This is a genomic window from Streptomyces sp. NPDC002730, from assembly GCF_042888805.1.
Lineage (GTDB): Bacteria > Actinomycetota > Actinomycetes > Streptomycetales > Streptomycetaceae > Streptomyces.
The window spans coordinates 1-25,418 of the sequence record NZ_JBIAQG010000028.1; the positions used below are offsets into that span (position 1 = coordinate 1).

Genomic DNA, 25,418 nt, shown 5'->3' on the forward strand with positions numbered 1-25,418 from the left:
CCGCCGAGGAGCGCACCGCGCAGCCACGCCCGGCGGGACGTGGACGGAGCGCTCGGGGCGCTGAGTCGGGGCGTATCCGTCATCGGTGTCCTCCTACAACTGCCTGTGATGCACGGGAGAGCGGGATGACCCGCAGGTCGGCGAAGGCAGGCCAGCTGCCGGCCCGGACACCTCGACTCACCGCCAGGCCGATGCCACCGCGACTGGACGACCCGGGGAGCTGCCCCGGAGCCGGACCATGCCATCGACCACAACGACACTCCGCGGGCCCCATAGCTAGGAACGGAACCACTCTCTGCTGCCAGGCACCGACATGATGACGTGAGATCGCGCGTGTCCTCAAAGATCACCCGAGGTAGCGAATCGTGATCTTGAATGAGGGCAGTGGCTTTCCGTTCGGGTGCGTCGGGTCTGAGATACGCGGGCAATCGGGCAGGCCGGGACGTGAAGAACCATCAACGGTGTTAACCAACCGCCTCGTGCGAGGAGTTGCCGCTGATGGTTCCGGGGACGGCGTTGCCGACGGTTGAGCCCGCTCCCGCCGTCGAACGGTCCGTGCGGGAGCACCCGCAGCCGTCGTCGCGGACGACGGGGCGGAGGAGCGTTCCACGTCGCCGGCGCGGCGGGCGTTCCAGGAAACCAGCGGGTCTGGTCGACGTGATCCACGAGGCGGTTCAGGGCGCGCCGGCGGAGTGCCAGGGCGATGTGGAGGCGGCCACGGCCGCCTTGTTGAAGCGGGCGAGGCGCCGGAGACGCGGACGAGGACGGCCAGGAGTTCGCCGGCGTCGGCGGCGCGCTGAGCCGCTTCTGGGCACTGTCATAAAACCGCCCATATGCGGATATCGCAGAAGGTCTATCCCGACGGCGGGCACGGGCAGGGGCGGTGTGGACGGAGCCGCCCCGAGTTCCGTATCAGCAGATTCAGGGGTACCGAGATGTTCATCGCTCAAGCCATCCGCTGATCCAAGAGGGAAGTGAGAAGCCGTTGTCTTTCCGGAGGTGATCGCTGAGTCTCTGCTGTTCAGGCATGGTTCTGGTCGTCGTGAGGGATGGTCTCGGCGTTCTGTTTCTGCTTGATCGTCGAGGGGTGCGCGGTGGCGTCGATGCTGGGGTTGCTGGAGGCGCGGGAAGCGGCTGCCTGTGAGCGGGTGGAGAACCTGCGAGAGGAGGCGGCCCGTGCGGCCGCGGCGCTGGAGGCCGCCGAGATCGAGTTGGACCGGCGGGTGATCGCCCGTGAGGAACTCGTCGATGCCCTGGCCGTGTCTGCCGAGGAGACCACCGTCGTGACGGAGGCCGAAGGCGGACAAGTGCCCGCTGCTGCGCCGGTGGCCGCGTCGGTGGCGGGAGCGGTCGTGCCGTGGCGGGAGGGGTTGTCGGTGTCGGCGCTCTCGCCGGATTACCAGCGGATCTTGAACGTGCTTGAGGACCGGCCGGACCGTGAGCCGGTGCGGGCCAAGGATCTCGCCAGGGCACTGGGCATCGACACCGCGGTGGCGGCGAAGGTCGAGGGGGTGCGCTCGAAGGCCAAGCGCCTCGGTGAGCGCGGGTGGTTGCTCCAGGAGGCGTCGGGGGCGTTCAGTGCCGGCCGTCGGCTCATGGCCTCGCCAGTCGGCGGCTCATCCGTGTGATCATCGAGAACTGGATCATCGCCTCGCTGGTCGCGGTCAGCGTCTCGTGGTCCCGGCACAACCGGCGCGAATGCACCACCCAGCGCCTCGGGAGCACCACGAACCCCTCCATGTCGTCGGTGCGCTTGACGACTTCGAGGACGAAGGCGAGCTTGTGACGGCACCAGTCGACAAGGTCGCCGGTGTAGCCGCCGTCGGCCCAGACGAGGCAGATGTCCCGGTGCAGCCGGCGTAGCCGTTGCAGCAGGCTCGTGGCCGCCTCACGGTCACCGACGTTCGCGGCGGTCACCGCGACGAGAAGCAGCAGACCGAGACAGCCTGTGATGATGTGGCGCTTGCGGCCGTTGACCTGTTTGCCGCCGTCGTAGCCACGTGAGACGGCGGGCACCGAAGCGGCGGCCTTCACCGACTGAGCGTCGATGATGGCGGCCGTCGGCTCCGCTTTGCGCCCCTCGCGCTCGCGGACCCGGCCGCGCAGCCGGTCGTGGAACTCGGTGATCAGCCCCGTGTGCAGCCAGCGGCGGAAGAACGCGTAAACACGGTCCCAGGCGGGGAAATCCGCAGGCATCGACCGCCAGGAGATCCCGCCCGCCACCAGGTAGCGGATCGCGTCCAGCATCTGCCGGTGGCAATACGCCTCCGGCTGCCCGCCACGGCCCTCCAGCCAGGCCGGCGTGGGCAGCAACGGCCGCACCGCCGCCCACTCCGCGTCGTTCATGTCCGAGGGATACCGGCGCACCCGGTCCGGGCGATCAGCCGCGTTCCCGTACACGTGCGCGAGACAATCGCACGACACGTCAGACGAGTTGAAGTTCACGGGCGCGGGCGCGTACACATACGACAACAGGGCCTCCCGGTGATGCTCGGTTCGATTCGCATCCCCGAGCTACCGGGAGGCCCTGCCCTCATGCGCGTACAGCCGGAAGACCACCCGATCAGGAACCCCGTTCGACCCGCTCGTTCCATGATCGATACGACAACGGCTTCTGAGGAACGGAACGTGGACGCCGCAGAGCGTCGGAGGCTGCTTGGCGATGAAGTGATTGCAGAGATCCATCGGCAGGTAGCTCAAGCTCCACCTCCGACGCCGGAATTGATCGAGCAGCTGCGTCGGATTCTCGCCCGCCCAGGGCAGGCCCGCAGAGACGGCGCTCCTCCTTCGGTCCAGGAAGCGACGAACCGACGCGGGTCCACTCACATCGTTCCCTGAGTGGGTTGCGGAAAGCGGTCGTCGGCACCAGACAGGCTTGGCGAGGACCTGCTGCGGCCGGGCGTCGCCCAGCTGTACGTGTCACGCCTCGTAGTTGATCGAAGGCGCCCGCGTCCGCGCAGCCGTGGGGGGCGAGGGCACGCAGGGGGAGTCGAGGGGGCTCACTCGTTCGTGTGACGGGGGCGCTGGAGGTGAGCGGGAGGCGATCAGGGGGTGGTGCGGGGCGCTCGATTTCGCCCAACTCTGTTGTGACATCTGTCACTTCAGATGCAGGTCCTCTTGGAGGGCCCACGACCCGGTGTTCGTTTGCCCTGTTCGGGAGGGCTTTGCGGACGCAAGTTCGACGACCGGAATTACGTAGCGTTCCGACTCGTGATCATCGGGTGATTTTTCTCGCCGGGCGTTGAGTGATCCGGCTTCGTTCTCGACATCGTGGTGTTCAGAGCCAACTGGCTCCTGGTGCGGGCTAGGGTCCGTCTTCAAACGGATCTTGCCCAGAGTAGGAACGACGCCAGGCTGACCGCTGCTTCGTAGGAGGTGGCGGTCTTGTCGTACCTGGTCGCGAGGCCGCGGAAGTGTTTGAGGGTGTTGAAGCACCGCTCGACTGTGTTGCGTCGGCGATAGGTTGCGCGGTTGAAGCCGGGTGGCCGGCCGCCGCGGCTGCCTCTGTTGCGGCGGTGCCGTTTCTGGTCGGTCTTCTCCGGAATGGTGTGGCCGATGCCGCGTCGTCGCAGATACGTGCGGAATCCGCGGGAGCTGTATGCCTTGTCGGCGATGACGTGTTCAGGTCTGCAGCGTGGGCGGCCAGGGCCGGTGCGGGGCACTCGGATGCGTTCCAGCAAGGATTGCGCACACACGCCGTTCTCGGCGGCCACATGCGCGACCGGCCGTCCGGAACAGACACGTTCAACCAGCAGCCGCCTCCCAAAAACGGTCAGCCGGGCATTACGGTGGGACACGAAGACCTCGTGTGGAGCCTAGACACCTCCACCACACCGGAGGTCTTCGCCATGATCAAGACCCGCAAGTGTTAACAACGCTCGTGATCAATATCGGCGGTTTGCCCGAGCAAGCGGTCTGCCATCCCCGGGCACTCCTTCATGTCCATGGGGAGGGCAGCAAGCTCGGTCTGCCCCCCAACCTGACCGCGTGGGCCCTTGCCTGCGCATGGCGAGGCCTCGACTACCTTCCTTACCTCCTCCATGGACCTGTGATCATCACTGGCCGGGACGCATCCGGTGGGGGAGTGGCCGCACTCGATGCGTACCTGGCTGCAGACGTTCACGCGACTGCGCAGGTCGTGAGCGAGACGCTCGCGAAGTGGCAGTAGCGCCCTCCTGTCTCGAACGCGGCCGCCGTGCGGGGGCTAATCGCCTACGTACGCCACGAAGTGCCCGCGGAGCGCACCGGGGGTTCTGCGCACTGCGGATGACCATGTATGCGCAGTCGTTGAAGTAGAAGGTCAGCGCGCTGCGCACTGTGCGAATCCGTGATCGAGCCATTGTCAGTCCGGCCAACGGCCGGATGCGCAGATCTGGCAGGGCCAGCCGGAGCGGGCGGGTGCGGCCGTTCGGACAGCACCAGGTCGATGGTCTCTTCGGTGAGTGGCTGCCTGGAGATGTCGCAGGAGCGGATGTCCTGCTGGACGTGGGCAGCCCGCCGCGGAGCCGAAGGACAGAGGCATGCGCCGATCCGATCAATCCGAAGCCGAGTTGATCACGGAGGCCGCCGGCACCCCTACTCGGCTGTGTCGGATCCGATCACCAGGCTCCCACCCACCTACTCGCCCAGCACCATCAACCTGAAGACCCACGTCCACACCAGGCCCGTCGACCAGTGGCCCTTCATCGAGTTGGAACCCACCGACCATCCCCTCGCCATCGAACAGCACACCGGCATCACATGGGGCCGCGTTCGCGAAATCACCGAAGCCGTTCTGCACCCCGCCAGCGACGACGCCTGATCCGGACGGAGAAGGGAGGGACCGATGAGGGTGTCCGTTCCCTTCTCAGCGGATGTGGCGGCGTCCGAGTTGTGCGGTCACGGCATGGTCGACGGGTTTAATACAGCTCTAGCGATGCCCGTCGGGAACCCGAGCCGGGGAGGGCCGCCTGCTCGGACGGCCGACCCGCCCGGACGGCAGCGGGCGCCGGAGAAACTCGCGGCGGAGCGGGGTACTTGCGCCGACGAGACAACAGGTGTCTGACCATCCTGCCCGCGCCCCTCGCGCGGTTTAAGGAGCTGCGCTTACTGGGAGTGGTGCTGCCGCAGGACCGCCAACCTTCGGTACAGCTCGACCGCCTCCGCACCCCGGCCGAGTTGTTCCAGGCAGTGGGCCTCGTCGTTGCGGCTGGCGAGGGTGTCGGGGTGGTCGGCGCCCAGGACGCGTTCGCGGGTGGCGGCCACGCTGCGGTACTCGGTCAAGGCGTCCGCCCAGCGGCCCAGCCAGCCGAGTCCGACGGCGACCTCGCGGCGGCTCACCAGGGTGTCCGGGTGGTCAGGGCCCAGCACCTGCTCGCGGATCGCCCACACGTCACGGGACTCGGCGAGGGCTTCCTCCCAGCGGCCGAGGCGGCCGAGGTTGACGCCGAGGCCGTGGCGGGCGCGGAGGGTGTCGGGGTCGGTGGGGCCCTGGACACGGGTGCGGTCGTCGATCAGGTCGCGGTACAGCGCCAGGGCCTCCGCGCTGTGGCCCAGGCGGCCCAGGCCGATGCCCAGCTCGTAGCGGGCGGCGAGGGTGTCGGGATGGTCGGGGCCCAAGGTGCGTTCTCTGGCTTCAGCCACCTCACGGTAGGCCTCGAGTGCCTCCGGCCAGCGGCCGAGCTGACCGAGGGCGTAGGCGACTTCGTAGCGGCTGACCAGGGTGTCGGGGTGGTCGGGGCCGAGGACGCGGGCGCGGGCGACGGCCACCTCGCCGGCCGTGCGGTAGGACTCCTCCAGGCGCCCGAGCCTGCTGAGGTTAAAGGCGAGGTTGTGGCGGCAGCGAAGCGTGTCGGGATGGTCGGGCCCCTGTACGCGCAGCCGGGCCGCGAGCACCGACGTATAGGTCTCGTGCGCGTCGACATGCCGGTCCAACTGGCCGAACGTGTAAGCCACTTCCTGGAGGGTGGCGAGCGTGTCGGGGTGGTCGGCGCCCAGCACCCGTTCTCTTGCCTGGGCTACGTCGGTGTACTCGGTGAGGGCGTCGGCGGGGCGTCCGACGCGGCTGAGGGAGAAAGCGACCTCGTAGCGGCTGGTGAGCGTGTCGGGGTGCTCAGAACCGAGCAGCTGTGCTCGCTCAGCTGCGTTCAGCTGGTGCAGCCCATTGGCCTCGGTCCAGCGTCCGGCTCGGCCGAGAGCGAGGCCCTCGCTGTGGCGGGCCTCCAGCCGGGTTCGTGTCTGCGGACTCAGGGCGGGCGGCGCAAGTCGTTCTCCGGAGCTGCCTGCCGCATTGGCCTGTGGCACCGGGGCCGGATGCCCGCTATCCGTCGTCTGGATGGCGCTGCTCCGGTCCGTGACCGGCGTGCTCCTTGGCCCTGACCCGCCGGTCGCACGTGCCGCTGAGGAGCGGGGAGTCAGTTGCCCGGCTCTGATGCGCTCCGCCAACACGGCCGCACTCTGCGGTCGGTCTTCCGGCCGTTTGGCCAACAGGTCCAGGATGATCTCCGCAAGGAACGCGGGCAGCTCGGCGCGCCGGCTGCGCGGTGACTGCGGCGGGGTGTCGCGGTGGCCGACGAGGATGGCCCAGGTGTCGTCGAGGTCGAACGGCGGTGCGCCGGTGGCGATCTCGTACAGCACGCAGCCGAGCGAGTACAGGTCGCTGCGCTGGTCGACCTCGGTGCCGCCGATCTGCTCGGGCGACATGTAGTGCGGGGTGCCCACCGCGATGCCGGCGCCGCTCAGCCGGGAGGTGAAGCCGATGTCGTGGCCCAGGCGCGCAATGCCGAAGTCGCAGATCTTCACCGTGCCGTCGCTCAGCCGCATGATGCTCGTCGGTTTCAGGTCGCAGTGCACGATGCCCTGCCGGTGCGTGTATGCGAGCGCGACGGCGACCTGGTCGGCGATCTCGACGACATCGGGGACGGGCAGCGGGCGGTGATTGTTTTCCGTCAGGAGCTGGCTGAGATTACGGCCCTCCAGGAGCTCCATGACCAGGTACAGGACGTCGTCGGACTCGCCGAAGTCGTGGACGACGGTCACCCCGCGGTGCTGGAGGGCGGCGGCCACGCGGGCCTCGCGCCGGAACCGCTCCCGCAAGGCCCGGTGGTAGTACGGGTCCTGCGCCGAGGCGAGCGGCTTGAGGCACTTCACGGCGACATGCCGGCCGAGGGACTCGTCGCGCGCACGCCACACCTCGCCCAGGCCACCGCGCCCGATCAGGTCGAGCAGCCGGTACCGGCCTTGGACCAGACTGCCAACCTCGGCCAAGGGGGAGGCGGCATCCTCGCGGCGAGTGAAGTGGCTGGCCAGGGTCTGCGTGACCTCTCCTTGCTGCGCGCGCTCCGCCGCGGACGCAAGCCTAGGGTCATCCAGATTCCTGAGCGCGAACAGGTCCTCGCGGTTGAATCGCTCCGGGACCAGAATTGCGCGCTCCCTGAGTAGCGCGGAGGCGCGCCGGAACGAGCTACCGGAGGTTTGGTCGGCTGTCAGCGTTTGCCACTGATCAGGCCGGAGCGTGCCCAGTACAAGCAGCGGTGCGCGGGCGGAGTCGTGAAGAAGCTCTTCCAGTGTGGCCGCGAACTCCTCGGCTGCCTGATCCCCGGTGAGCAGATATCGGTGGAGGTCGTCGAGCCAGACAACGGTGTGCGGACCTAGGCTGTCGAAGCCGCGTGGAACTCCATCGGGCCGGGCAGGCACACTCGGGTGCCACAGCCGCCATGGGTGGGGCAGTTCGCGTACGGCCTCCCAGCAGGCGCGTGTCTTGCCCGTCACGGCACTGCCGATCAGCACGGCCAGCTGGCTCTGTCCTTGGCCGGCGCGGTGGACCACTGCGCGCAGAGCATGGTCGTGCTCGCGGATCACATAGGGCGTGAGCGCCGGCAGAGTGTGGCCTTCCTTGGTGCCTACCTCGACGGCTCGGTGCACTCCCAGAGCGATCGGATCGAGCTCCGTGATTGGTTGGCCGAGCGAGGCAGACGATCCGTCGGTGTGTCGGGCAGGCATGTCAGGATCGGCGTCCTCCTGCGCGAGGAGACCGCTTGTGTCGGCAGTCGGCCGGTCGGCGGGATTCGGTAGGAGAGGGGGCTCGCCTAGCGTGCCGGCCAACGCCCAGGTGACCTGATACTCCTCGGCCACACCGGACATCGCGTTCATCTGGTCGACGATGCTGCCGACCCTGGACGCGATGCCCGCCGGGACGGCTGTGATTGCTTGGTCCAACAGAGTGGGGAAGGAACTGTCCACGGGTGGTTGACTCCCCGTGACGGAGCACATGACTGCCAGCTGGGAGCCGTTGGCCAATACCCACCGCCTGCCGATGTCCGTCAGGTCGGTCGCTGTCAACCGTGCTCCGCGCTCTCCCCCGTGAGCCGTGTCCAGCATCAACAGCACCCGCCTGCGCCGACTGCCTTCGAGTAGCGCTCTGATCAGGTCCTCAACGGGCAGTCCGATGGTCACCAGACGAGCGGGGTCCGTGTCGGCGGTGAACAGTGCGTGCGCACCGGTCGCGCTGACGGCACTGTGCCCGGTGATGTAGACGGCCAACAGGGATTCTGGGGATGAGCTGATTTCTGTGCCCAAGGCCGCAAGCTGCGCGAGGAGCCGCCTGCCGGTGAGGTCGCGTGGGGACACCGACGCATGCTCGTAGCCGAGCCGAGTGGTGAACGTGTGGGCGAGACGCCGGTGCGCGTCTTCGGCGGCTGCTTGAGCCGGTGTGATGCCCTGCGGATGGGGCAGAGCGAGGGACAGGAGCAGGCGACGCGGCTCGAGTGGCCGCGGTGCAGCGCTGGCCTCCGAGGCCGGCTCCGGCCGAACTCTGGCCGGTGCGGGGCGGCTCCCGTCCGTGTGGCGCCCGGCGCCTCGGATGCCGGGCGGGGCAGGGGCGCCTGACGGGGAAGTCAGCCGGTCGGCGAGGTCCTTGTAGCGTCCGCCGAGTTTGGCGAGCACGGTTGCGGCGACATAGGCCATGGGTGGTGCGCCGGCACTGCCGAGGGCCGGCAACGGCGTTCCCTCGGGGTCCGCGAGCAGGGCGGGGAAGTCGAAGGGCTGTCCGAAGCGCTCGCTGACGAAGCGGCTGGTCTCCCTCAGGACCGTCAGCAGGTCGTCCCGCAGAAGGTAGCCGTTCAACTCGTCCCGGATGCCCGGCACGAAGTCGTACGGTGTGGCCTCGGGGTCTGCTGCTTCGTCGGTAGAGGCCGCTGCCGTGAGCAGCCCGCCGAGGAAGACCTCGGCGAGGTGGGAGGTGTCGGATGCGGGCAGCATGGTGCGCTGCACCATGCGCATCACTGGGAGGTTGAGCCACGCCGCCGAGAGGTAGCAGGCGAGTTGGAAGGCGATGGGCGAAGCCGCGTCGCGGAAGCGGCGCACGATGGCCGCCGCTGAGGTGTCCGGTGGATGTGTTTCGGGAGCTGTGCCGGAGACAGGTGGTGTGGCGAGCAGGGCAGCGGCGTGCCAGCCCGGTGCGCCGGCCACCAGCCGTGCCCAGCCGCCGAGCCATCGGGCGGACAGCTCCATGACAGGGACCGGGACCACGTCCCTACCGGCAGGAACACGGCTTGTCATGGCCTTGTTGGCGGCGCCCGGTCGCGGGGTGCGGATACGAGCGGGAACGGCGAGCAGAGCGCTGCCGGCCCACATGCGCTGGGGGAGCACGGTGACCACCGCCGTGGGGGTGGCGCATCCCCACCGCCTGAGTACCTCCCCCACGCGACCGTCGTGCCAGGCCGCACCGACGCCGTCGGTCACCACGACGACCGCTGTACGGCCCGCCGGGTCGATCACCGTGGCCGGGCTGATCCCTGCTCCGACAACCGTGCCGGAACTCCGTTCCGGGCCCAGCATCACAGGCGCTGCCGGGGGCACGGACGCATCGAAGGTGAGGGTCCGTACAGTGCGGAAGGCGCCGAGCTGTTCGAACAGGGCGCGCAGCTCTGTCACTGTACGCCGCCACACGACCATGGATGGGGAGGCGTCGACGGCCAGTACCAGGTCTAGCCAACGGTCCGGGGCCGGGCGCAGGACCGGCAGCCAGATACCTTCCTCGACCGCCTGGGCGACAGTGGCGTCTTCGTCGACCGTGAAGGCGGTCTTCGAAGGCACACGCCGCTTGAGCGGGCGCAGAGCACGGGCGAGGCGCAGCCGGTGGCGCAGGGCTGGCACGGCTGGGCTGCGCGCGTGCATTGCCGGCAGCCCGGGCGCGCCCTGGGCGCGGCCACTACTGGTCTCCCCGGAGGCATGCAACGGAGCTTGTGCCTCGTCCTCGGCCGCTTCGGCCGCTTCTTCCTCCGCAGCGTGGGGAGCTTCCGGCTCGGGTGATTCCGGGGGCGGGCCGTCGGTTGTGGCAGCGGTTGCCAGCGCATCGACATTGAGGTGACCGGCCAGCCACAGGGCATCCCTCAGTTCTCGGGGATCCGCCTCCACCCCGGCCTCGGCGAGGACCGCCAGCAGTCGGTCAATCATTCCGGACCGGAGAGGGGGCGCAAAACGGCCTGGGCCACCTCGTCCAGGGAAGCGACTTCCTCGGGGGAGCGGCCGTCGTGTCGGCTGCCCGCAGTGGCGAGGTACACGGCGTTGAGCAGCTGGTCGGTGGTGACCTCGGAGATCTCCCGCTTGGCCAGGAAGGAATTGACCAGGTGTCCGGCCGTGGCGGTCGCCTCCGGGCCGAGGTGGGCAGTGACGATCTCCTCGACCTGCGTACGACCCGGAGGATCCAGGTCGAGGCGCAGGCAGCGCCGCAGGAAAGCCGGTGGGAACTCCCGTTCCCCATTACTGGTCAGCAGCACGAACGGGAACGCACGGCAGCACACATGGCCGCGGCTGATGTTCGCATGACCGTCGGGGTCGGCGATCATCACCGGTACCGGGCCGGTCTCCTCCGGCAGCCGTTGCAGCTCGTCGATGCTGTACTCGCCCTCCTCGAAGACGTTGAGCAGATCGTTGGGCAGATCCATGTCGCTCTTGTCGATCTCATCGATGAGCAGCATGCGCGGAGTGTTGTAGGGCAGCAGGGCCGTGCCGAGCGGTCCCAACCGCAGGTGTCGGCCGATATCGGTGCCGGCGGGGTCCGCCGATGAGGAAGACGGCTCACCGCCGGGCGGGGCCGGCTCCCCGGCGGGCGCTGCTGGCCGGTCGCGGAGACGGCGCAGGTTCTCCTCGCGCAGGCGGCCGATCGCGTCGTACCGGTAAAGGCCTTCGAGCAGGGTCGAGCGGCTGGTGATGGGCCAGCGCAGTACGGGGCCGAGCCCGAGCTCCTCGGCGATCAGATAGGCCAGCGTGGATTTGCCGGTGCCGGGTTTGCCGGTCACCAGGAGAGGGCGGCGCAGGAAGAGCGCCGCGTTGACCATCTGCACCTCCTTGGCGCTGGGTGTGCGGACCGAGGAATCCGGAGAGTCAAGCGTGCCGAGACGGCGCGCGCTGGTGGGCACCAACCGCTGAGGAGACGACAAAGGCGGCCCGCCGTCGAAGGACCGCCAGTTCGGCGCCTCGGGAAGCAGACGGACGCGGTCATGGGGCCGACGGGTACCGGTGTAGATGGGCCACACGGTCACAGGGCCGCTCCTTCCAGAGCCGGTGGGTGCCATTGCAGTTCCGCGGGCAGACGATCCGGATCGTCCCACAGCAAAACCAGATCGCGGCCGGGGTGATCGGCATTCGCGCTGGGATGGTGTGCGGCGATCCGCTGGCCCAGGACGACATCTGGCAGGTCGCGCAGCTGACGGTTGCGCAGCACCCGCTCCAGAGCTTCACGGCGATTCGCGTCCCCCCGGCTCGGCCGGTGCCACAGGGCCACGGGCATGCCTGCCGCCAGCGCCTCTTGCAGACCAGGATCCTCGTGGGGACCGTGGCTGCGGCTATAGGCCAAGGCGGCACACACCCGTGTCTGCCAGGTCTCCGCGTTGGCCGGCGTGCCCGGCAGAATGCACTCCACCCAGTGGATGGCACTGTCGTCGTAAGTGTCGCCGCGTTTGGTCAGCTCCCGCCACCGCGCCTGCAGAACCTGGACACGGGCGGGGTCGGTGAGCCGTTCCAACGGCCGCATGACAACCGGGCAGGCGGTACCGATAGCCTGGCGGCGACCGGCTATCGGCACCGAAAGCAGTTCCAATTGGTCATCCAGCATGGGCATGTGGACGAGGAACTCGATGACGGGCGGGACGGCATCGAGCCCGGGATCGAATCCCTCGAGCAGGCGGCCCACTTCGCTGGCCAGCCGACCCGCGGCCCAGGGTTCGTCCGCGCACACGACCTGCCGACTGTCGCAGCCCTCGAAACTCCAGCCGGTCACCAGCAGGCCCTCACCGAGCAGGTCGGGCTGCAGCCGTAGCACCATGTAGGTGCGGGACAACTCCGCGTCCAGCGCCCGCAGCTCCTCCAGGTCCACCTCCCACCGGGGCGCGGTCTCGTTGATCCATTCCCAGAGCCGGTGCTGGGTCACCGTGTCGGAGCTCGCCGCGAATCTGACCAGGAAGCGGAACAGCGGCGCCGGTCGCACCAGATTGCGCAGCGCCACCACGGTCGAGGTGAGGTCGTCCGGCTGGTGCAGCAGAGCACTCGCGCTGACTACGTCGCGGGTCGCCTCACGATAGAGGTCGCGCAACCGAGCTGGTGCCGACGCACCGTCGATGATCTTCTTGAGCCGCTGGAACTCGCCATGAGTGAGCAGCAAGGCGCCGATAGCCCGCGCTGAGGTACGGGCCGCGGGGGATCCAGCAGCGAAAATCAGCTCGTCCTGAGTGCTGCGCGAGCGGTACCACAGACGGCTGGGCACTTGCTCGGTACGCCCCTGTTCCCGCAGGAACTCGAATCGTCCACTGACTTCGCTCTGCAGGCGGCCGGCATCCGGCGGCCAGGTGCCGTCGCCGAGATTGCCGAGCACCTCGAGTACCGTGCGAGAGAACAACCCCGTCTTCGCGGCGTCGTCATTGACAGCCCGCTCTCCTGGACTCGCGGCCAGCAAGGCGTACTGATCGCGCCGAGGATCGGTGCGTCCCTCCGCGAAATCTTGACGGGGCATCACCCCTACCCAGCCGAGGTCCTCCACCAGGTTGGAGCAGGCATCTACGAGAACCAGCTGCCGGGGATGCCGGGCGTAGGTGCTCGTCCGCAGGCACCTGAGCAGCTGGGTCAGATTGAGGTTGCACTTGTCCTGCGTGGTGGCATCGGCGTAGATCAGACGCTGCTCGTCGTGTTCGATGACGCCGTGTCCACCCCAATGGATGATGAGCAGATCGCTGGCCGTGGCGGGCAGAGTCCTGGCAAACACGTCTCGGACCGTTACCTGATCAGCGACCCCGCTCCGATAGCCATGCCTCTGGGTATGTTCGCGGACGTGGTCGGCGTTCGACGCAAGAGGCGATACGAGCAGGGTGATGTTCTCGGCCAGCACACCACAGCTGGTGAGCCAGCCCGCGAAACGGCAGGCGTCCGCAGCCGGTCCGTCCAGCCCCCACCGGCTACCGATGTCATAGCGTTCCACACCCACGACAACGGCTCTCGTGCCACTGGGCAGCAAGGTCACGGCAACACCTCGCCAAGCAACGTGTAGAAGCGTCGGTTGGCGAAGTAGGCACTGTGCGAACGGGGAAAGGGCGACTTGCTGTCGATACGGCGGTCCTCGATCCGCCGAGCAAATATCCTCTCGCCGACAAAGGCGAGCAAGTCACGCTGGTCATACACGTTCACCCACCGTGGCACGCTGCTGGGCAGCGTGGCGCCGAAGGGCAGGGTCGGCAGAGCATTGAGCTCGTAGAGCAGCGGAGCCTGCGAACCAACCGTGACCAGGAGTTCGACCGCCGGCAGCTGCTGGCCGGCGAGGGCCTCCAGTGCGGCAACTCCGCCCAAGCTGTGTGCCACGATCGCCACGGGGCCATCAAGGGCGCTGATGGATTCGGTGATGAAGTCACGCAGGGCCTGGCCGCGCGCCAGATACAGAAGGACATCACCCCCGGCCGGGGCGGCCATCCCAGTGATCGCCGCCCGCCGCCGCTCCACCGGCTTGGTTGCGCCCAGACTCAGCGCCAGACGCAGCCCCGAACGCAGCACCATGCCGCCCAGCCCGCGATCCGATCCGCCGAGCGTGGCAGCGATCGCGTCGACCAGGGCATCCCGGTGCACCCCGTCCAGGGCGACTACGCCGCACGCGGCCTCGTCCGCGGCCCGCAACGCCTCCGCAGTGACAGCCCGGGCCAGCGCGCCCCGTAACTCACCCCCCATGCCGTCCGCCATCCGCATCGCAGCGGACACCGACGGATCGGACACGACAGCCTCTACCGCGTCGCCCAGCACCTCGCCCACACCGGCTTCCTCGGCCAGGGCAACGACGCACGCATCCAGCGGCAGTCGCCGTACCGCCTGCTCCAACTGCTGACCCATCGGAACGACGTGAGGAGGCAGTTCCTCCGCGGTGCCCTGACCAGGCGACAACAGCCGCAACTCGAAAAGGGGGTCACGCTCGAGCAGACCCCACAGGGCGACTTCCTCATCCTCATCCGCGTCCCCGGACGCACCCGGACCCGCCCCCGGGTCGGTCAGTGCCCGCGCCGAATGCCCTGCGGGCACGGACACACCCTTCGCCCCGAGCGACGAACCCGCCGTCCCGCCCCAGTAGCACTCGGCCACCTTGTCATCGGGCCGGACAAGGGCCAATTGAGTCCTGAACCTCGCCAGTGCGTGATCGTACGCCGGCTGGCGCACCCCAGTACCGTGCACGAATAGGACTGTCGCCACCGCAATCGCCCCCGTTCAACTCGCCCCATGACCGGCGGGATCCCCTTCGAACCGCCTCGTCATGCAACGGAATGCCGTGGCAAGCACCGTAGCCCTGTCTGCCGTAGAAAACACTCGGATCCCGGCTTGTCGCATGACCCCGACCGAGGAACTGGTAGGGACGCCGGCCTCGTGTTGTCGGTCTCCGCCGTACGAGCTGCGCTCGGTGAAGGGGGCTTCGGGATCAGCTCAGGCTCCTGGTGGATGAGGACCCCGGGGTCGGAAGTCTTCTTGACCTCGACCCCGGCCAGGGCGCTGCTGCCCGCGAGGCACATCGGAGTTACTCGTCTACCAGGCAGTGCGTGCCTTCAAATGATCTCGCATGGTGGATCACGGTCGGGTAATAGGTCGCCATGAACTGTCGAATTTCGAGTGGGAGTTCGTCGGGCCGCTGCTGCCCGAGTCATTGCGGGGCCGGAACGGTTGAACGACCGCACCGTGCGCGCCGACCTGCCCCCTTCACCGGAGAGGCTCGGCCGGGTCGCGCGTCAAGGCGGTCGTTCTGCAACCCTGCTGGCGGTATGTCGGCGGATCACTCCACAGTGGAGGCTACGCAGCGATACCAAGTGCAGCCGAGACTCGGGGGATTGTGGGTAACTCCGCTGTTCGCGCGGCTGAGGGCGTATCGGCGGAAGCGGGTGTAGACCGTTTTCCATGGGCCATAGCGTTCGGGCAGGTCACGCCAGCTGATCCCGGTGCGAATCTTGTAGACCATGCCGTTGACGACCAGCCGGTCGTCAACCCGAGGCCGTCCGGTCACGGCCCGGGGTATGAGGGGAGCAAGTAACTCCCATTCCTGATCGGTGAGTTCATGTCGTTGCACCGGACCATGATCCACCACCCGGATGATCTTTGAAGACGGACCCTGGTCGAGGATCGCGTCACCGCGGGCGACCAGCTGCGCTCGCTCCGGGGAGTCGCCCCACGGTGGCGGGTCGTTGTCCTGGAACTCCTCGGGGACCTCATCCGAGCGCAGCAGCGTCCCCGGGGCCGGGTGGTCCCAGCGGGCAATGCCCGCTGAGGCTGCTCCAGTTGAGGCTCGCGTTGACGCAGAGCTTGCCTGCGATCAGCGTCCAGAGTGTGCGGACAAGACTGGCGCGCCCCCGTGCCTGGGCAACGACAACCAGTAGAGCGGGCTTCTGCCTCTTCGTGAGGGACCATGCCACCGGCGCGTACTCCAGCGCGGACAATACGGGGACGCTGGAGGCCATGCCCGGGGTTGGCGGCTGCGTAGTCGCCCGGGGCTTCTGCTGTCGGCACGCGCACCGGCTGCGGGGGCATTGGTGTCAGTGGGGTGGTGGAGTGCCGGGGGCGGGGTTGGTCTGGGCGTGGTGGTTGCGGTGGTTCCAATAGCGGGTCCACCGGTGAGGCGGTCGGCGGAGTTCTGGGGGATGAGGGCGTACAGGGCGGATTGGATGAGGACGACGAGGAGGCCGGCGAGGGCGAGGGTGAGGATGAGGGGCCAGGGGGCGCCGGCGAAGGCTGCGCTGAGAGACCCGACGCTGCCGGGGCCTGCTCCGGCGAGAGCGGGTGTGCGCGAGCCGGGTGCGGGCGCGGGTGAGGACTGGCCGTTGGGCTGCGCCGGGGGCTGGGCATGGACCATGGTGGACTCCTGCATTTTTTGGGCCGGTTGGTTCGGGCGTTGTCCATCACGGTCTGGGGTGTCGGATTGATGCGTAAGGGGAGTCGTATTGACTCCTGGGGGGAATGAAATGGCACGTGCTGGACGGCCCATCGGGCCTGGGGGAGAAGACCTGTCACCGCAGGTGAAACAGTGGGTGGACCTCCTGCGTACGACGGTGGTCACCCCACTGCTGAGCGGCTTACCGGCCCCGACGACGCTGGCGCAGATCTCTGAGGAGCTACAGCGCCGCCGCCCGCAGCCGGATCTTCAGGGCAAGGAAGGCAAGGGGCGGCAGTCGAGCCGCGGCCCGTCCCCTGTCCAGCGGATCGTCGCGGGAACCCTGTTGCCCACCCGCGACATCGTCCATGACCTTCTCGACATCGCCGAGCAGCGCCTGCCGCCAGTACAGGCGCCCTCCGCCCGGCAGCAGGAAAACTTATGGGCGGCGTACTACGCAGCCCTCAAGGTGAAGAACCCGGATCTGCGGGCCCTGTATGAGGCGTTCGATACCCGCGATACGGCGATGCGCGACTACACGGCCGTCCAGCGTCAGGTCGCCGTCATCGAACGGCGGCTGGAGCAGGCGCGGCTGCACAACGCGCAGGCAGCGAGCGTCCTTGCGGCGGCGCGCCGCCGGCTGGACCGCACACACCGGGTGGCGATCGCAGGCCAGGACGAAATGCGTCAATGGCGCCAGCAGACGCGAAACCTTGCACAGCAGGCGGCACGGATGGACGCCGAGATCAGCACGCTGCGCGAACAGGTCGCCGTACGGGGAGCGGACGCGCGCGAAGCCCGCGAGCAGGCGGAGCACCTCGAGGCAGCAAAGAAGGCACTGGAAGAGCAGAGCACCCTCCTGCAGGAGCGCCTGGAAGAGGCCAAAGCCGCGGCCCGGGAAACACAGCGGCGTGCCACGGAAGCGGAAGCGCAGGCCGAGACCGCGCACAGCCGCGCCCGCACCGCCGAGTCCACCGTGCAGGACGCCGAACGGCGTGCCGAGGAAGCCGAACACACGGCACGCGAAGCCGAGGCAGCCGGTGACACGGCATCCCGCGAAGCCGCCGACGCGCAGACGACGGCACAGGAAGCACAGCACGCCGCGGCTGAAGCCCGACGGCGGGCCGAGCAGACCGAACGAGAAGCACAGCGCGATCAGGAACTGGCCGCCAGCGCCATCGCGCACCTGGAAAGCGAACTAAGCGAAGCCCACCGCGAGCTGCGCCGGGTACGGCAGGAAGCCGTGCGCCTGGACGCCGAGCTGACCGAGCTGGTGCAAGAGAAGGCGCTCAACGCGGAACTCGACGACATCCTCGCGCAGGCCCTGCGCCAGCAGACCCGCGACGACGCACCCCAGGACGTGGCCACCACCCGCCCTATTGCCGCGCCCCCCGAATCAAATCGTCTCCCCAGCTCACAGCCCTATCCCCGCCCGCGCTCCAGCATCAGCGCGGGCGGCCTGCAGCCACCCGCCGGGCACGCTTCAACCACCCCAAGCGGCATGCCCGGTCCGTCCACCGCAAAGTCGGACGGACGAGCAAGCCCGAATCGGGCAGCGTCAGGGGCCCGGCCGCCGCTGAAGCGATGGCCCCGAGGCCTCACTGTCATGGCCGAGCGGCCTCGCCGGCGCCGCAGAATCCGGGTCACGATCGTGCTCACCGCCCTCGCCGCACTGGGACTGGGCGGTGCTGCGGCAGCGTGGTGGGCCCGTGATCCGGGCCGCACGGTGACCGACAACAAGAAGGCCTCGACCGCTCCGACACCTGCTGGCTCCCGCCCCCCGGCCTCTTCGCTGCCGAAGCAGCCGGACAGGGACGAGGTCGTAGACATCGGCGGTCAGCCCGTCAACACCGCCGCCATCATGAAGCTGAACCCCTGCGCCTCCAGCGGCGTCTCAGCTGATCTGACCACAACCCGCAACACGTACACCGACGCCAGTCCGGACCTGAGACTCCGCCTGACCGCACCCAAGAGCCACGCGCCCTGCCGCATCGACGTTAGCCGCACGGCCACCCTGCTGATCATCAAAAATGACGCCGACAAGACCGTCTGGAATTCAGGCGACTGCGCCACGGGCCACACCGGGGTGCGCTGGGCCAAGCTCACATCTGCGCTTCCTGCCACCGTCTACTTTCACTGGAACCTCCGCCCCAGCACCCCTTGTACCGCCTCGGACACCGTTCCGGCCGGGACTTACCTAGCCACCGCCAGCGTGCTCCGCAACAGCGACCAAGTCAGCTTCGTCCTGGCCGACCCGGAGCCAGATCCCAGCACCTCTGTTCGCGTCACGCCTTCCGGCGACCTGATCGGCGGCAACAGCCAGCAGCCCTCACCTCGAACCAGCACGCCCTCCATCCCCAACAGCAACGGCGGCACCGGCGAACGCGCCGGCGGAGCCAACGGTTCGAACGGCGGGGGCGACTCGAACGGCGGACTGTTCGGAGGGGCGGGCCAGTAGCTTCGGCGAGCTGACTGGCGGAGCAATCAGCTTCTGGCCGGGGGGGGCGGTTCTGCGTTGGTATGCCTGCTGGACCGAAGGGTGGCGAGGCCGAAGGCCAGTCCTCCGGCGATGAACCAGGGGTTCCAGAGGGCCAGCGTCCAGGCCCGCTGCCCCACGCTCACGGAGGTGTCCAGGTGCGTCGTGTTGGTCAGCAGCAGCACCTCGATACCGATGCCCCGGACCAGTAGGAGGGCACTGACGCCCCACCCCAGCCACCTTGCCGGCAGAGCGGGAACACCCCGGAGCCTGGACCGGGCAAGCAGCCATGCCAGCAAGGCGCCGAGGAGGCAGAGCGCACCCACACCCCACAAACCGGCTACGACGAACCACAGCGGGCGCTCGGTGGCCAGCGGACCGGCGGAGATGCTCAGCCCCACATCACCGCCGACGGCCCAGTAGAAATGCAACCCGGCGAACGCGGCCGCCCACAAGCATGCGATACGCCCCCACAGCGTGGACGGTTTTGCGCCCGTTCCCTCCGGTTCGCGTTTCACCGCCGGCCCTCAAGGGCATCGTGCCTGTCAGCGCACCGGCCGTCCGCTTCCTGTGGCAACACGATGAACGCCGTGCCCTTGGTCAGGTCGATGCTGGAGCGGGGCGGCGCACCGTCGCTCTCGTCGTCCCGCCGCAGCAGCTCCACCCGCCGCTGCTCCAGCTCCACCGTCTTGTTTCCGTTCACGACCGCCGTGAATTCATCGAAGGCCGTGTTCGACAACGACTGCCCCGTGCGCCTGCGTAGCCACGGGATCAAGCCCAGCCCCGTGAACCATCGCCACGCGCTCTCCACCAGGGCGAACAAGACCAGCAGACACACGAACGCCGGAAACGACATGAGCCAAATCGTCACAGATGGTCCCTCATCGTCCTCAACACGGTTGACTGCCGGGAAACAGCGGACGGGTCGGCGTCGTTCTCATCGGACGTGCGAACTGGGAGAAGGGCTCCAGACATCGGTCCGCGCGTGGACCGCTCGCACAGACACTCCGGCACCCATCCCGGCAGCGTCGTATGTCACCCGATAGAGGTGGCTCCCAATCGCGCCGGGCAATGCGCTCTGCCCAGAGCGGCACAGGCCACTCGGTGCCCTCGACCGCCGTCGTTGGACTCGTCTCGCTGATTGCCACGGGATCACTGTTCTGGATCCGCAGCGCGCGGGGATCAGCCCGGCGCACGATCCGCTTCCCCCATGCGGCGGAGGCGCCGCCATGGAGATCCACCGCATGGCGGGCACCGCCACCGACAGCACCGCCGTGACCTGCGCGGATGCCGTCCTCTGTCCACAGGCCCGCCGGGTTCTCATGCCATATGACCGATCACGAGCAGCAGCAACCCGCCCCGAAGCGCGGCAAGATCCTGGACGCACTCACCCGGGCCGAGCGCGCCACCGTCACCAGGCCCGCGCCGAAATCTGCGCGAGCCCAGATGAAATTCCTCCTCACGCGTGCGAAGGGCTCCACCAAGGCCCTGCGCGGAGCGCCTGGGCGTCTCCCGTCGCACGGTGGAGCGCTACCGGTCCGGCGACATCACCACGCCGCAGAAGCGCCTGAAGGCGGCCCTGGTGGAAGAGACCGAATCGGAGTGGCAACCGCAGGTCAGGGCACAGGCACGGGAGCGCGCGGCCACCTCTGGCGGCATGCAGGTGGAGTGCACGGCGTACTTCGGATTCACCGCGAACGGCAGCTCGGACGACGGCCGCCAGCGGTTCGTCAGCACGGCGATCTCACCCACCTACGCAGCTCAGATCCTCGCCGCGCAGGAGTGCGGTGCGACGGAGGAGGAGCTGCATCCGATCGTCGCGGCCGCCATAACCGAGTCCTATTTCACGGACTGGGGTGGTCGCGCGCCTGGCCTGCGAGCCGATTTCACCGACGTGTTGTCCCTGGATATCCAATTCTGAACACGCCGAATTCACGGCCTGTTATGAACCGTGTTGTGACTGAGCGCCTCAGTTGGCCTGTGAGCGCGTCACTTGGCCTGCTGAGCGTCGCATTGGCGCACGCGCTGGTGAGCCGTGACACGTTAGTTGGAACTTGGCCACGCATCTTGGAACCGGGAGACGTCCGGTCGGGTGTCGATCTGTGCTGGTCAGCGCTGGGTGGCCAAGCGCATCACTATGTGGCCCGACTGATTCGGATCCTCCTGCGGTCGCGTGACAATCACCCATGCCGGCCGCGACGACTGGAGGTCAGCCGATCCGGCGGAAAATGATCGTTCCCGGAAACCGCCTTCCCGGAAGCGTCACTGTGATGATATGACCTTCCGTGTCCGAGTCCAGGGAGGCCGCAGTGTCCCGAACGCCGCAGGAGATCTTCGAGAGTTACCTCTACGCCGGTGCCATGACCCGGCATGCCGATGCCCTTGCCGAGAACTTCACCGCGGACGGCGTCTTCGAGGCGCCGCTCATGCCCGTCGGCGCCACCTTCCCCAAGAGGTTGGTGGGGCGCGAGGAGATCCGTAGCGCGATGGCGGCGTACTACGAGCAACAGGTGAAGGACGACCGCTCGCCGAGCCTTGAGAAGTCCGGATACGTGCTGCACACCACCTCCGATCCCGACGTGTTCATCGCCGAGATCGACACGGTCTTCGACGGGGACGGAGATGACGTGGCTGTCTCGCTGGTACAGATTTTTCGCATCCGCGACGGGAAGATCGCTCGACTGCGTGACTACTTCGCGCCCGAGGTGATGAGCTGAGGACGTCCGAGCAGTTCCCGCCGCAAGGATGCGCTGACCTTTCGGCCGCTCCTTGGCCGGCGGCGACCCGTTCCCGGGCTGCGGCCATCAACGGGCTCAGGGCGGAGCAAGCTCTCCCAGGAGATCAGGTGTGACCACAACGGAGCGGTCGCACTCGGACCGGCAGGATGAGTCTTGCTGCGTTGACCACCGCTCTCTTCCATGTCCCCCCCAGGAGCGCAGTCGTCTCCGCTGCCGCATCGGCATCTTCGGAACTGGTTCCAACAAGAATGACGAGTGACCACTTGGTTCCAAGAATCTTGGCAAATCAGTTCCAACAACCGTGTCACGCACAACGAGAACAGCCAGGCCAACACGTCTCGCCGGTTCCAACTATCGCGTCACGGCTCATCTGGCTGCCTGGTTTGGCCCTGACGGTTGATGTCGCGGGCTTCGGCCGGGCGCCCCGGCGTCACACGGCCGGCCCACTTCCGCCGGGACGCTCCGATTCGAAGGCCGCAGCTCCGAGAGATACCGCGGTGGCCAGAGCAAAGCCCAAAACGGCCGGGTTGACGTAACCCGGAACGGACTCGGCGGCATAGGTCCCGCCGTCCTTCGTCTCACAGACGAACCGGAGGGGCAGGTAGTCCACGGTGTAGTCGACGACGCTCAAGGCTCGCTCCCACTGCCCGGGGGTCCGACAGGGCCGAAGCGGGGACGAGCCAGTGCCACCGTCTTCCGCGTCCAAGACCGATCCGGCGACGTGGAGTAGGCCCCACGTATAGAGGGCCGCCGCGACGGCCCCCAGGAGAGCGGCGCTGCTTCGGAGCCATCTCTGACGGTCGGCACGACGGAGTCCCACCCGGCCGAGGGTGCCGAGGCCGTAGCCGACGAGGGTGCAGAAAGAGATCAGCCCGGCCGGGATGACGAGCACGAGGAGGAGCGCCACCTGCCGAGTCCATCAGCAGGAAATCGCAACGGCCGTGGCGGAGCCCACAGTTCCGGCAACAGGGGTGTCACGAACAGCTGCGACGCGTACCAGCGGAATGCCCACCGCGGCGCTCAGCGGGGCCAACTCGCCTGCTCATAGGCCAACTGAAGCACTCAGTCACACGTGTGACGGCCCGCCGCCGAAACGCTCTGGGCGGCGGGCCGGCCTCTTTCCCAACGTTGCATGCGAAGCCCTGATGAGCGCTCCCGCGACCCGGCGACCGCGCCGCCCTCTCACCGGCGGGGCCGCGCCCGAGTCGATCGACTGGGCCGAGGTGGGCCGCGGCTCGGTCCGCCGCCGGGCCCGGGGCATGACGCACGCGGAGGCCGCGGCCACCCTCGAGGACGCCCGCTTCCAGGACCAGCAGGACGCCCGGCGCGAGGACCTGGCGAACGATGAGCGCGGGCCGGCCGAGCTCGCGGAGTGGAAGCGCATCGCCCAGCTGCTCGCCGGAACCGCCGACGTGTACGACCTGGACGGCGACGTCGTCGTCCAGGCGGAGCGCGTCGCCGAAGCCCTGGAAGCCGAGCAGCGCCGACTCCAGCATCTGGCCGAGCGCGCGCACGAGATCGAGCGCCTGGTCCAGGAGGAGAAGCTCGCCGGCACCGAGCCGCGCGAAGGTGACGAAGCTGCCCGGAACGAGTGGCGCGCCGCAGCGGATGGCAGACGTCGGCTGCCGTGGACGGGTGGCTCGCGCACGCCCTGGCTGCGTACCTCGGCCACTGCGCCGACCCGGCCGCCCGCGCCAAGGCGCCCGACCTGCTGCCGGACAAGGTGACCGTGCACGCCGCGCTGTTGTCGGCGCTCGCGCACCTCGCGCCGACCGTCGGCGCGACCAGCTGCCGTTCGCCGCCCGGCTCGCCCAGGCCGACCCGCACACAACCGCCTACCTCGCCGACTTCCTCGCCCAGGCCGCCGCCACTGGAGCAAGCCGGGCGTCGTGACCTGTGAGCCGCGCCCGACGGTGCAACGCGCGGTCGCAACACGAAAGCCCGCAACTGCAACAGGCCCTGCAACGCGCCTCCGCGTTTCGCGCCTAACCTGAGGGAACGCCACGGTGAGCCGTTCCGTGCCGCGCGTTGCACCTGAGCGCCATGCTGACGGAACGTAACTGTCACGCGCCGTGTCACGCCCCCCGGCCCACAGTGTCACGCTGGCTTCAATGCGTCCGGTTATGTCCGGATTTCGAGTCCGTGGGCCCCTCCAGGGGAGCTTCGCCGGGCGGAGCGTGACACTTATGATCTTTCATCGCACGCGCTTGCGAGTAACCGAACTGGCCCGGGGCATCGTCAGTGAAGTCGAGTCGTCCTACGGAATGTGACCCGCCCCATCGCTCGCCTGAGCCCGGTTCGTCCGTACCGGGGCCTGGAACACCCGCCCCGGCGCTACCGTGAAGACACCACGCCAGATGACCGCCCAGGAGCACCTGATGAGCGAACAGCCGGCCCCCGAGCGCCAGCCGCTCGATCCCACCGCCGCCGATGCGGTCCGCGCGTACGCGGCCAGCGAGCGGGCCAAGACGGACACCCTCGCGAGCGTCCTGGAGGACATCGCGGCCAACGGCTACCCGTCGCCCGACAGCGGCGTGCCGTGGGAGACCGCCCGCGACAACCACCTCGCCGGCCTCGCCGATGAGCAGGCCCGTGTCGCCTGACCATGGACCCCGCCGCTCACGGGTGATCACGGTGGAGCCCGCGCTGACTCGGCTCACCAAACTGACCGCGAGCGAGACGCACCGCCTGGACCGCGCGATCGTCGCGATCTCCGTCAACCCCGAGCTGGCACACAGATCCCGGGAACCCTGCTGCGCGACTACGTCGACGAGATCGACGGCGTGCGCGTGATCTTCTATGTCACCGCTCTGAAGACGATCACCGTGGTCGCGTACATCGAGGCGTGACGGCGACGACCGCGGTCGTCCCGATCCCCGCATCTCGATGGCGCTCCACCTAGAACCCAGCAGCGCCCCGGCCCCCCGTCCGGGGCGCTGCTGCGTGCGGAGGGACAGACCTGCTGGGGGGACGGTCTCGGCGGGTCCGGAATCCGGGCCGGCTGCCGCTGGATGACCGTAGGTGCCTGCAGGGCATCTTGTTCGTGCTGCATACCGGCATCCAGTGGGAGTGGCTGCCGCAGGAACTCGGCTTCGGTTCCGGGATGACGTGCTGGCGCCGGTTGCGGGACTGGCACGAGGCCGATGTGTGGGACCGGCTGCATCAGATACTGCTGACCGAGCTGCACCAGGCCGGGAAGCTGGACTGGTCGAGGGCGGTGATCGACGGTTCGCACCGGCAGGCACGTCGGGGCGGCCCAAAACCGGGCCGAGCCCGGTTGACCGCGCCAGACCGGGCTCGAAGCACCATGTGATCACCGACTCGCGCGGTACTCCGCTGGCCATCACGCTGACCGGTGGCAACCGGCACGATGTCACCCAGCTCATGCCCCTGCTCGACGCGATACCGCATATCAAGGGCCGGACCGGTAGGCCCCGTCACCGGCCGCGACAGCTGTTCGCCGACCGTGGCTACGACTTCGACAAGTACCGCCGCCTGCTGTGGAAGCGCGGGATCAAGCCGGTCGTCGCCCGAAGCGGAGTGCCGCACGGTTCCGGGCTCGGCACCGTCCGCTGGGTGGTAGAGCGCACGAACGCCTGGATCCATGGCTTCCGCCGCCTGCGGATCCGCTGGGACATCCGCGACGACATCCACGAAGCATTCCTCAAACTGGCCTGCTGCGTGATCACCTACCGACGCGTCCAAGCATTGTGTTAGCTCCTCCAAGTCTCATGTGACTGAGCGCGCGACTTGGCTCGCTCGGCCAACTGAAGCGCTACTTTCAGTCTTGAGCGCCTCTGGGGCATCGGTCGGGTTTCCACAGCGCCGACACCCGCCACACCTG

16 protein-coding genes and 3 pseudogenes are annotated in these 25,418 nt (G+C 68.4%); 8 read left to right on the top strand and 11 right to left on the bottom strand.

The annotated features are described in order from the left end of the window. Positions 1-1,049: 1,049 nt before the first annotated feature. Entirely contained in the window at positions 1,050-1,628 is a 579-nt protein-coding gene (locus ACFYXH_RS40655) for a hypothetical protein (RefSeq protein ID WP_389574406.1), read from the top strand. On the opposite strand, the gene ACFYXH_RS40660 is transcribed toward ACFYXH_RS40655, so the two are convergent. Together ACFYXH_RS40660 and ACFYXH_RS40665 are read right to left on the bottom strand one after the other, a co-directional pair. Beyond that, positions 1,594-2,346 (bottom strand): IS5 family transposase, encoded by a 753-nt coding sequence (locus tag ACFYXH_RS40660; protein WP_389574407.1) that lies wholly within the window; start codon positions 2,344-2,346, stop codon positions 1,594-1,596. The genes ACFYXH_RS40655 and ACFYXH_RS40660 overlap by 35 nt on opposite strands. Positions 2,347-3,317: 971 nt before the next feature. After that, on the bottom strand, positions 3,318-3,797 hold the full coding sequence (locus ACFYXH_RS40665; RefSeq protein ID WP_389574410.1) for a transposase: 480 nt from the start codon (positions 3,795-3,797) through the stop codon (positions 3,318-3,320). An 821-nt stretch (positions 3,798-4,618) separates the two neighbouring features. On the opposite strand from ACFYXH_RS40665, the pseudogene ACFYXH_RS40670 reads away from it, so the two are divergent. Then, positions 4,619-4,801 (top strand): annotated as a pseudogene (locus ACFYXH_RS40670) (DUF2199 domain-containing protein); the annotation flags it as partial. Between the two features lie 284 nt (positions 4,802-5,085). Here ACFYXH_RS40670 and ACFYXH_RS40675 read toward each other — a convergent pair. The 6 genes and pseudogenes from ACFYXH_RS40675 to ACFYXH_RS40700 all read right to left on the bottom strand — a co-directional run bounded on the left by ACFYXH_RS40675 (position 5,086) and on the right by ACFYXH_RS40700 (position 15,580). Then, positions 5,086-7,227 (bottom strand): tetratricopeptide repeat protein, encoded by a 2,142-nt coding sequence (locus ACFYXH_RS40675; protein WP_389574480.1) that lies wholly within the window; start codon positions 7,225-7,227, stop codon positions 5,086-5,088. 1,809 nt (positions 7,228-9,036) lie between these two features. Further along, positions 9,037-10,434: pseudogene (locus ACFYXH_RS40680) on the bottom strand (SAV_2336 N-terminal domain-related protein); the annotation flags it as partial. Next, positions 10,431-11,522, bottom strand: coding sequence for an AAA family ATPase (locus ACFYXH_RS40685; RefSeq protein WP_389574413.1), 1,092 nt, complete (start codon positions 11,520-11,522; stop codon positions 10,431-10,433). The pseudogene ACFYXH_RS40680 and the gene ACFYXH_RS40685, both read right to left, overlap by 4 nt. Further along, positions 11,519-13,492 (bottom strand): hypothetical protein, encoded by a 1,974-nt coding sequence (locus tag ACFYXH_RS40690; RefSeq protein ID WP_389574416.1) that lies wholly within the window; start codon positions 13,490-13,492, stop codon positions 11,519-11,521. Before ACFYXH_RS40690 ends, ACFYXH_RS40685 begins: the two co-directional genes overlap by 4 nt. Continuing rightward, positions 13,489-14,667 carry a hypothetical protein gene (locus tag ACFYXH_RS40695; RefSeq protein WP_389574419.1) on the bottom strand — a complete coding sequence of 393 codons (1,179 nt, stop codon included), beginning with the start codon at positions 14,665-14,667 and terminating at the stop codon, positions 13,489-13,491. Before ACFYXH_RS40695 ends, ACFYXH_RS40690 begins: the two co-directional genes overlap by 4 nt. Before the next feature lie 604 nt (positions 14,668-15,271). Beyond that, positions 15,272-15,580 (bottom strand): transposase, encoded by a 309-nt coding sequence (locus ACFYXH_RS40700; RefSeq protein ID WP_389574422.1) that lies wholly within the window; start codon positions 15,578-15,580, stop codon positions 15,272-15,274. Positions 15,581-16,517: 937 nt separating this feature from the next. Between ACFYXH_RS40700 and ACFYXH_RS40705 the strand changes: the two genes are divergently transcribed. After that, complete coding sequence (locus tag ACFYXH_RS40705) at positions 16,518-18,818, top strand: hypothetical protein (protein WP_389574425.1); 2,301 nt, start codon at positions 16,518-16,520, stop codon at positions 18,816-18,818. A gap of 26 nt (positions 18,819-18,844) precedes the next feature. Here the strand turns inward: ACFYXH_RS40705 and ACFYXH_RS40710 are convergent, their stop codons facing one another. Beyond that, positions 18,845-19,354 (bottom strand): DUF3995 domain-containing protein, encoded by a 510-nt coding sequence (locus ACFYXH_RS40710; protein WP_389574428.1) that lies wholly within the window; start codon positions 19,352-19,354, stop codon positions 18,845-18,847. After that, positions 19,351-19,692, bottom strand: a complete 342-nt coding sequence (locus ACFYXH_RS40715; RefSeq protein WP_389574430.1) for a DUF6191 domain-containing protein — start codon at positions 19,690-19,692, stop codon at positions 19,351-19,353. The genes ACFYXH_RS40710 and ACFYXH_RS40715 overlap by 4 nt, the downstream gene beginning before the upstream one ends. Before the next feature lie 666 nt (positions 19,693-20,358). Between ACFYXH_RS40715 and tpg the strand changes: the two genes are divergently transcribed. Both tpg and ACFYXH_RS40725 read left to right on the top strand, forming a co-directional pair. Continuing rightward, the gene (gene tpg / locus ACFYXH_RS40720; protein WP_389574433.1) at positions 20,359-20,757 is read left to right on the top strand and encodes a telomere-protecting terminal protein Tpg; all 399 of its coding nucleotides are present in this window, start codon (positions 20,359-20,361) and stop codon (positions 20,755-20,757) included. A 388-nt stretch (positions 20,758-21,145) separates the two neighbouring features. Beyond that, positions 21,146-21,553, top strand: coding sequence for a nuclear transport factor 2 family protein (locus ACFYXH_RS40725; protein WP_389574436.1), 408 nt, complete (start codon positions 21,146-21,148; stop codon positions 21,551-21,553). Between the two features lie 451 nt (positions 21,554-22,004). Here ACFYXH_RS40725 and ACFYXH_RS40730 read toward each other — a convergent pair whose 3' ends face one another. Next, the gene (locus ACFYXH_RS40730; RefSeq protein WP_389574438.1) at positions 22,005-22,481 is read right to left on the bottom strand and encodes a hypothetical protein; all 477 of its coding nucleotides are present in this window, start codon (positions 22,479-22,481) and stop codon (positions 22,005-22,007) included. A gap of 238 nt (positions 22,482-22,719) precedes the next feature. On the opposite strand from ACFYXH_RS40730, the gene ACFYXH_RS40735 reads away from it, so the two are divergent. The 3 genes and pseudogenes from ACFYXH_RS40735 to ACFYXH_RS40745 all read left to right on the top strand — a co-directional run bounded on the left by ACFYXH_RS40735 (position 22,720) and on the right by ACFYXH_RS40745 (position 25,291). After that, positions 22,720-23,301, top strand: a complete 582-nt coding sequence (locus ACFYXH_RS40735; RefSeq protein WP_389574441.1) for a hypothetical protein — start codon at positions 22,720-22,722, stop codon at positions 23,299-23,301. Positions 23,302-23,952: 651 nt separating this feature from the next. Next, positions 23,953-24,177, top strand: a complete 225-nt coding sequence (locus ACFYXH_RS40740) for a hypothetical protein (RefSeq protein WP_389574442.1) — start codon at positions 23,953-23,955, stop codon at positions 24,175-24,177. Positions 24,178-24,533: 356 nt separating this feature from the next. Then, positions 24,534-25,291, top strand: a pseudogene (locus tag ACFYXH_RS40745) (IS5 family transposase). Positions 25,292-25,418: the final 127 nt, after the last annotated feature.

Bases quoted from the DNA above. Each gene is read 5' to 3' on its own strand.
- ACFYXH_RS40655 (WP_389574406.1), top strand. From the start codon at position 1,050: ATGGTCTCGGCGTTCTGTTTCTGCTTGATCGTCGAGGGGTGCGCGGTG.
- ACFYXH_RS40660 (WP_389574407.1), bottom strand. From the start codon at position 2,346: ATGAACGACGCGGAGTGGGCGGCGGTGCGGCCGTTGCTGCCCACGCCG.
- ACFYXH_RS40715 (WP_389574430.1), bottom strand. From the start codon at position 19,692: ATGTCGTTTCCGGCGTTCGTGTGTCTGCTGGTCTTGTTCGCCCTGGTG.
- ACFYXH_RS40735 (WP_389574441.1), top strand. From the start codon at position 22,720: ATGAGCGCTCCCGCGACCCGGCGACCGCGCCGCCCTCTCACCGGCGGG.
- ACFYXH_RS40740 (WP_389574442.1), top strand. From the start codon at position 23,953: ATGAGCGAACAGCCGGCCCCCGAGCGCCAGCCGCTCGATCCCACCGCC.